The sequence below is a fragment of the Microcoleus sp. AT8-B5 genome (genome assembly GCF_036705565.1).
In the GTDB taxonomy this organism is placed as follows: domain Bacteria; phylum Cyanobacteriota; class Cyanobacteriia; order Cyanobacteriales; family Microcoleaceae; genus Microcoleus.
The window spans coordinates 116,283-124,288 of the sequence record NZ_JAUBUY010000021.1 but is presented as its reverse complement, the minus strand read 5'-3'; the positions used below and the strand labels follow the sequence as shown (position 1 = coordinate 124,288).

Sequence of the window (8,006 nt, the reverse complement as noted above, 5' to 3'; positions counted from 1 at the left end):
ACAGTCCGACAGTCCGACAGTCCGACAGTCCGACAGTCCGACAGTCCGACAGGGGTTGAAACCCCTGTCTCATAGCTAAAGTCGTCTGAAGACGACTGTAGATTAAGCTGCACTTATCGGAACTCCTCGCCCAACTGCTTGGTATTTCAGTCGTCTTTAGACGACTTGTGCTATTAGCCCCGTGGGTTTCAACCCCTGGCGGATTGTGGAATTATCAACGAGCCCTATGCCCTATGCCCTATGCCCTATGCCCCATGCCCTATGCCCTATGCCCTATTCCCCTTCCACCATTTTGCGATACTCCGGGGCCGAGAAAGCGTCGTCTGCTTCGCTGGGATTGTCAACGCGCACTTTCAGCAGCCACCCAGCGCCATAGGGGTCTTCGGCCAAATTTTCGGGAGACTCTATAATGTCATCATTGCGTTCTACGACTATACCGGTAACTGGTGCTTTCAAGTCTTCAACGGCTTTCACTGACTCGACTGTACCGAAAGCTTCGCCCTTTTCCAACCCTGCACCGACTTCTGGCAAATCTAGAAACACGATATCGCCGAGTTGGTCAACTGCAAAGGCACTAATGCCGATGGTGGCAATTTCGCCTTCGAGTCGGATGTATTCGTGGGTGTCTAGGTATTTCAAGTCATCGGGGTATGTTAGTGCCATGTCTTTTCTCGCAATAAAAAAGTATCAAGTAAATCTTAGTGAACTATGGGCATCTATTGATGACTAAGTGGAACAAAAAAAATATTAAACGCTTGCTTTTTGGAGAATTTTCTGTCAAAAGACTGATGCGCTCTATAATTTTTATTTACGCATTTCTATGTTTTTACGGTTTCTTTTTTTCAGAACGGCTAATTTTTCAACCTCCCCCATCTAGTCAGAGTGAGAACAGGGAAGTTATCAAAGTTAGCTCAGCTAATGGCGTGAAAATTTCTGCTGTTCATTTTCCTAACCCGCAAGCTAAATATACCATACTTTACAGTCACGGAAATGCGGAAGACTTGGAGGGGATTTTGTGGGTACTCAGAGAGATTCGAGATAGTGGCTTTGCTGTGTTTGCCTATGATTATCAAGGTTACGGCACGAGTCAGGGAAATCCTTCTGAGTATAATACTTATCGTGATATTGAGGCTGCTTACAATTATTTAACCCAACAGTTGGGAGTACCTGCAAAGCAAGTTATTCTTTACGGGCGTTCTGTGGGGGGTGGGCCGGCAATTGATTTGGCTTCGCGGCAAAAAGTCGGCGGTTTGGTGGTTGAAAGTTCCTTTGTTTCGGCTTTTCGGGTGTTGACGCGGATTCCGCTTTTACCCTTTGACAAGTTTGTGAATATTGATAAGATTGGCAAAGTTCGATCGCCTGTTTTGGTGATTCATGGTAAGGCTGATGAGGTGGTGCATTTTTGGCATGGAGAGCAGTTGTTTGCCACCGCCAACGAGCCGAAATTGAATTTTTGGGTTGATGGGGCCGGTCATAATGATTTGATGGATGTGGCGGGCGATCGCTATGCTGCAACTTTGCGACAATTTGCTAAGCTAGTAGATTAGTCTTCTTGACCAAGATGAGCAACGGGCTAGAAGCCCGTTCCACAAGAACTCAATCAGTCCTCGACGCACTCCTACTAAAGAAACCGGGTTTTTTACCGAATCTGCGGTCTACAACGAACTATTTTCGTAAAAAAACCCGGTTTCTGGGCCCAGGAGGTAAGTCCTGAATTAAGGCTTACCTACTTAATCTAACTGGGGCGGTTTTGCGATTTATAAAAGGGTTTTTTCACCACACTAGCCGGATAGTTTTTCCCGCGAATTTCGACTTCTAATTGCTGACCGATTTTAGCTAATTTTGCGGGAACAAATGCGAGGGCTACTGGCCGATTCAATGTAGGCGATAATGTACCGCTAGTAACTTCTCCTACTGTTTCGCCTTCAAATATTACCGGATAGCCGTGGCGCGCAATGTGCCGCCCCTGCATTTCTAACCCTACCAACCGCTTTGATACTCCACTCGCTTTCTGCTGTTCCAAAACTTCCCGCCCAATAAAATCGCCTTTGGTGTCGAGGTGAACTACCCAACCCAATCCAGCCTCTAAAGGTGTGATATTGTCGTCGATATCTTGACCGTAAAGAGCCATTGCTGCTTCTAAACGCAAGGTATCTCTCGCACCCAATCCGCAGGGTACAACGCCAGCAGTTAACAGTTTTTGCCAAAGTTCTTTTCCTACTTCGGCATCCACCATGATTTCAAACCCATCTTCGCCGGTGTAACCAGTTCTGGCGATAAAACTCGGCTGTCCCAACAGATTTGTTTCTAAGTGGCCGAATGCCTTAATTGGTGCGAGGTTTTCTTCTACAAAAGGCAGGAGATAGTTAACAGCTTCCGGCCCTTGAATTGCAATTAAAACTTTATCTTCTGAAAGGTCTGTAAAACACAGTTCGCTCAATTCTAAGTGAGTGGTTATCCAGGCTTTGTCTGCGATGCGAGTGGCGGCGTTGACAATGATTACTGCACGTTCTTCGCTAGTGATGGGGTCTGGTTCTTGGCAGTAGAAAATAATATCGTCTAAGATGCAGCCTTGGGCATTTAGCAAGACTGTATATTGAGCTTGACCGGGTTGCAAGCGGCTCAAGTCTGAGGGTACTAGGGGTTGAAATTTTTCTATTAATTGTTTCCCTCTCAAACCAAATTTTCCCATGTGGGAAATGTCGAACATTCCTGCTTGCTGGCGTACTGCTTGGTGTTCGCTGCTGATGCCTGCGTACTGTACTGCCATCTCCCACCCGGAAAAGGGCACCATTCGGGCTTTGAGTTCTAATGATAGGTCGTACAGAGGCGTGCGGGCAAGTTGGCTCGGACTCTCTGGATTGTTGGGTTCAGTTGACTTTGCCACTGGTAGCGCTTTGGTTGCGGGTAGACTGTTTTGATTTTACGGGAAAATTGGTTGTCGCGGTGTGTAGGGCGATCGAATTTAAGGACACCGCAATGCTGTTTAGGTACAAGTTGCGATCGAATTTAAGCACGCGCTGGTACTGTTTAGGTACAAATTAGGATACGGCAGTGCTGTATCCCTACTCTAATGTTTATGGAGAATAGCGGGCTCGAACCGCTGACCCCTACAATGCCATTGTAGTGCTCTACCAACTGAGCTAATTCCCCTTTCTTTTCGCGCTCTCAATCATGCCTTAACTGACCAATATTTGTCAAGCTTTTTGGGGAAATTAGTTTTGAGCCTTCGGCTGGCAAGGCTTTCGGCTTTTTTTCCACCAAACTCTCCTCGCTTCTGGACAATGGTCAATCGCCTACTATCATTTAGTAAGTGTGTTGGGATATTTCGCTCAAATGGCTCAAACAAGACCCCATGAGGAAGTAGACGACTAGCAGGGCGGCGGCTGATACCGCAACTAGGGTGCCGGCTAGCATTAGTGAAAATTCCCGTTGCGCGATCGCCTCTTGCATTAAGTGCAAAGACCAGGCAACGAGGGCAACGTCAATTATTAAAATAGGAACCAGCATAAGTTACGATTTGTAACAGCTTACCTATTGTAACAAAACTTTTCACTTCGTGCAGATCGGCTCACCTGTATTTAACTTTTGCTGTAAAACCCGGAGGGAGCAGCGGAAAGCTAGTGAGAAAAAATGATAGCTTTTCTTAATAATTACAATATGCAAAGTAAATGAGAGCTAGCTCAGCTTTAGATGTGGCGCTTTTGACTCTTGAGCGAACGCTCACGCTTTTTTGAGGGGGTAGGGTGCGTTAGCGAAGCCCGCCCCTACGGGGGCTACGCCAACGAAGAGGATCGACCTTGGACTATAACTGATTTGATAGCAGTGCGATCGCACCCTGACCCGATTCAAATTTGGTAAAATAGGTGTACTTTTAATTAAAACAAAATGCACGGCTGTTGAGGATATAAACTATGTTAACCCAAACTCAAAAACTCTACTCGCCAGAGGAATATTTGGCACTAGAGGAAGTGGCCGAGTCTAAAAGTGAATATATTGATGGCGAGATAGTTCCTATGACTGGTGGTACTCCAAATCATAATGATATTGCGGGCAATTTTTATGCACATTTAAAATTTGCGCTCCGGGGGCAAAACTATAAGGCTTTTATCGGTGACTTACGGTTGTCGATACCGCGCTATCATCTCTATACTTATCCAGATGTGATGGTGGTTCAAGGCGAACCAGTGCTTTTAGACGATCGCACAGATACAATAATTAATCCTTTGATGATTGTTGAAGTTTTGTCAAAAAGTACGAAAAATTACGACCAAGGGGATAAGTTTGATTATTATCGCTCGATTCCTGAGTTTCGAGAATATATTTTAATCGATCAGTATAAATTTTATGTGGAGCAGTTTGTCAAGATTTCGGAAAATAAGTGGCTTTTAAGTGAATACGAATCGGCAGATGCAGTGCTGGCTTTGACTTCGCTGCCGTTTCAAATTCAATTGGGCGAAATTTATGAAGGGATTAGATTTGAAACGACTCCCGCTAGTTAGGATTTCACAACCGCTTTTTTGCTGTAAAATTAACTCGATCGCCTTTTCAACTTTATGACAAATCGCTCTACTCGCGCCCTTTTTCACAGCAAAACACTCAACACTGCTTTGCGTGCTTTTAGCTTTCCGCAAGATATGGAAGTGCGCCGCCAAAAATTGGGAACGTGGATTGCTGCACTTAAAATGGGTACGTTAGACGAAGTTAAAGAAGTTTCGCTGCACGGCAGTTTTATTAATGATATTTTTCAGGATATTTTGGGATATTGCTCGGTAATTCAAGGTGCGGGGAAAGCTTGGGAAATTAACGCGGAACAAACGATATCTGATGGCGGCGGTTCTGCTGACGGGGCGATCGGCTTTTTTACTGCTGCTGGCAATCCTAAAGGCAAAGTTAAATTACAAGGAAAAGTTATTGCTCCCATTGAACTAAAAGGAGCAAAAAATGATTTAGACCGTACTGCATCCGGTCGAGCCGAGTCAGCAGTTGACCAAGGTTGGCGCTACGCTAATTATACACCGGATTGTCGCTGGATTATTGTCTCGAATTATCGAGAGTTGCGACTTTATCATACCAATAAAACTCCTGCTTATTACGAACAATTTTTTCTAACTGATTTGGCGGATATTGCAGCTTTTAAGCGGTTTTACTTTCTGCTGTGTCGCCGCAATTTTTTGCCTCAAAACCAAGCTCAAACAGTTTCTGTTATTGACAGACTGTTAAAAGACTCTGACGAAGCTCAAGAGGAAATTACCAATAAATTATATCAAGAGTACAAAGCAATTCGACTCGCTCTCGTCAAACATTTTCGCTTTACTGGGCCGCAGGATATCCCCAACCGCGATCGCGTACTTATCGAAAAAGCTCAAAAAACTTTAGACCGCGTTTTATTCATTGCTTTTTGTGAAGATAAAGGGTTGCTGCCGCGAAACACCCTCAGCAACGCTCACGACCACAAAGACCAATACAATCCTAGATCAATTTGGGAAAATTATCAATCTGTATTTCGCTGGGTTGATGTGGGAAATGATGACCCTCCTGTACCGGGATACAACGGCGGTTTATTTAAATTCGATCCGGTTTTAGACGCACAATTGACTGTGCCAAATCCCTTATGCAGTCTGCTTAATAAGCTGACCAGATTTGATTTTGATACCGAAGTTTCTGTTGATATTTTGGGGCATATTTTCGAGCAGTCTGTTACAGATTTGGAAGAATTAAATGCTGAAACTGCCGGACAGGAATACAATCAGAAAAAAGGCAAGCGGAAAACTCAAGGTGTGTTTTACACGCCTGCTTATATTACTCAATATATTGTCGAGGTTTCTCTCGGTGGCTATTTGCAGCGGCGAGAGCAAGAATTGCGCGATTTATTCCTAATGGGCGAAGTTGCTGAAGAGTCGGTTCAGCCACCAAAGAAAACTGCAATTAAGTTTTGGAAAGCGTATCGAGACGAAGTGCTGCAAAAAACGCGCGTCATCGATCCGGCGTGCGGTTCGGGTGCTTTTTTGATTGCGGCTTTTGATTATTTGATGCAGCAGTACGAAAGAGTCGATCGCGAATTGAATGCTTTGGGCTGTAAGCCAAAAGACGGCAACTCGCTGGAATTTGACAGAAGCATTTTAAGCAACAACCTGTACGGCGTAGATTTGCTGCCGGAATCGGCGGAAATTACCAAACTTTCTCTGTGGTTGAAGACTGCCGAACCTGGTAAAACCCTGACGTATTTGGATGATAATATTAAAGCGGGAAACTCGCTCGTCGCTGACAGTAATGTAGCAGATACAGCGTTTGATTGGCAAGCTGAATTTCCCCAGATTTTTGCTGATGGCGGTTTTGATGTTGTCCTTGGCAATCCGCCTTACGTGCGGCAGGAGTTGCTATCTCCAATTAAACCATACTTGCAAGCAAATTATGAATCCTATAACGGCGTAGCAGACCTTTATACTTACTTTTATGAACTCGGATTAAAGATTCTCAAACCGGGGGGAGTGCTTTCGTATATTGTCACAAATAAATGGCTGAGGTCTGGATACGGCGAACCTCTACGCAAGTTCTTTGCCAGTCAAGGTTTACTAGAGCAAATTATTGATTTCGGACACGCGCCAATTTTTGAGGAGGCTGATACTTTTCCCTGTATTGTCGCAGTCAGAAAACCTAACGCTTCTCTATGTATCTCTGAAACTGAAAGCGAGATTGAGCCAGGTAAATCTGAACCTAATTCGCCTGTGATTGTTTGTCCGGTTCCGCGCGAAGATATTGCTAATATCAACCTTACACAATACGTTCAACAACACGGTTATCAAATTTCGCGAAATCGTTTCACTGCGAATGCTTGGAGTCTGGAACCTCCGGCTGTTGATGAGTTGATGCAGAAAATTCAACGAGTGGGTTTTCCGCTAAAAGATTTTGCAGGGGTTAAGCCTTTATATGGCATAAAAACAGGATTTAACGAAGCTTTTTTGATTGATGAAGCTACTAAAAATAGTCTGGTTCAAGCAGACCCTAAATCCGCTGAAATCATCAAGCCTTATTTACGAGGTCAAGATATTAAACGCTGGAGTCCAGAGTGGGCAAATCTTTGGATTATTTTGCTGAAGTCTAGCAGCGATAGTGTATGGCCGTGGAGTAAAGCAAACGATCAAGCAGAGGAAATATTTGCACAAACATTTCCATCGGTATATAAGTATATGAAGCCGATGCAAGAAAAACTGTCTAAGCGTTCCGATCAAGGGCGTTACTGGTGGGAACTGCGATCGTGTGCCTACTATAACATTTTTCAAGAACCAAAAATTATCACTCAAGATTTGGCTACTTATTCTTGGTTTTGCATCCTCGATCAAGAGGTATACCCAGTGAATACTTGCTATCTATGGCCAACAGGAAATCTTTATATGCTTGGGTGGCTGTGTTCGCCAATAACTTGGTGGATTTGTCACCACATTTTGCAAAAAGGAATCAATGACACACTCCGAATGTTTAGAGAACAGGTAGAAACTTTACCCATCGCACCACCAACTGACTCAATTCGTGCCGAAGTCGAATTAATTGTCAGCCGTTTAATTGAAATTGCCAAAACTAATCAACAAACTCACCGAGATGTCTTGCACTGGCTGGAAATCACTTATTTAATTGATAAACTAGGACAAAAACTCGAAGATTTTTCTGCCCTTTCCTTTGCCGAGTTTGTAGCAGAAATCAGAAAGCGAATGCCGAAAACTAAATCATCCGATCCTCTCGGCGTTGCTGGACTAAAAGCAGTCCGCGAAACTTATAATGAATATGCACCGGCCATTCAATCTCGCAAAGCTGAGGCGTTGAGACTCGAACACCGTTTATCCGATTTAGTTAATCAAGCTTATGGATTGACACCGGAAGAAATAGATTTGATGTGGAAAACAGCACCTCCGCGAATGCCGATCGCCAGACTGATTTGATAGAATGTTATATTTTAGATTGTCAACCTTTGAGAAAGTCTAGAACAGTTTTGGATTGATTGCATTTAT

The 8,006-nt window shown here is 44.0% G+C and carries 7 protein-coding genes and 1 tRNA gene; 4 read left to right on the top strand and 4 right to left on the bottom strand.

What is annotated here, in order from left to right:
* Window positions 1-273: 273 nt before the first annotated feature.
* On the bottom strand, window positions 274-663 hold the full coding sequence (gene gcvH, locus QUB39_RS16295; protein WP_333058470.1) for a glycine cleavage system protein GcvH: 390 nt from the start codon (window positions 661-663) through the stop codon (window positions 274-276).
* A gap of 59 nt (window positions 664-722) precedes the next feature.
* Here gcvH and QUB39_RS16290 point away from each other — a divergent pair, with 59 nt between their 5' ends.
* The gene (locus tag QUB39_RS16290) at window positions 723-1,547 is read left to right on the top strand and encodes an alpha/beta hydrolase (protein ID WP_333212264.1); all 825 of its coding nucleotides are present in this window, start codon (window positions 723-725) and stop codon (window positions 1,545-1,547) included.
* A gap of 188 nt (window positions 1,548-1,735) precedes the next feature.
* On the opposite strand, the gene gcvT is transcribed toward QUB39_RS16290, so the two are convergent.
* The 3 genes from gcvT to QUB39_RS16275 form a co-directional block, all read right to left on the bottom strand.
* Entirely contained in the window at window positions 1,736-2,887 is a 1,152-nt protein-coding gene (gene gcvT, locus QUB39_RS16285) for a glycine cleavage system aminomethyltransferase GcvT (RefSeq protein ID WP_333212263.1), read from the bottom strand.
* Window positions 2,888-3,080: 193 nt separating this feature from the next.
* Window positions 3,081-3,153, bottom strand: a tRNA-Ala gene (locus QUB39_RS16280).
* Window positions 3,154-3,306: 153 nt separating this feature from the next.
* Window positions 3,307-3,510 (bottom strand): hypothetical protein, encoded by a 204-nt coding sequence (locus tag QUB39_RS16275; RefSeq protein ID WP_333058474.1) that lies wholly within the window; start codon window positions 3,508-3,510, stop codon window positions 3,307-3,309.
* Window positions 3,511-3,711: 201 nt separating this feature from the next.
* Between QUB39_RS16275 and QUB39_RS16270 the strand changes: the two genes are divergently transcribed.
* The 3 genes from QUB39_RS16270 to QUB39_RS16260 are packed head-to-tail and all read left to right on the top strand — an operon-like array spanning window position 3,712 to window position 7,937.
* The gene (locus tag QUB39_RS16270; protein ID WP_333212026.1) at window positions 3,712-3,861 is read left to right on the top strand and encodes a hypothetical protein; all 150 of its coding nucleotides are present in this window, start codon (window positions 3,712-3,714) and stop codon (window positions 3,859-3,861) included.
* 53 nt (window positions 3,862-3,914) lie between these two features.
* Window positions 3,915-4,502 carry a Uma2 family endonuclease gene (locus tag QUB39_RS16265; RefSeq protein WP_333212260.1) on the top strand — a complete coding sequence of 196 codons (588 nt, stop codon included), beginning with the start codon at window positions 3,915-3,917 and terminating at the stop codon, window positions 4,500-4,502.
* Between the two features lie 54 nt (window positions 4,503-4,556).
* The gene (locus tag QUB39_RS16260) at window positions 4,557-7,937 is read left to right on the top strand and encodes an Eco57I restriction-modification methylase domain-containing protein (RefSeq protein WP_333212258.1); all 3,381 of its coding nucleotides are present in this window, start codon (window positions 4,557-4,559) and stop codon (window positions 7,935-7,937) included.
* The last annotated feature ends 69 nt before the right edge of the window (window positions 7,938-8,006 follow it).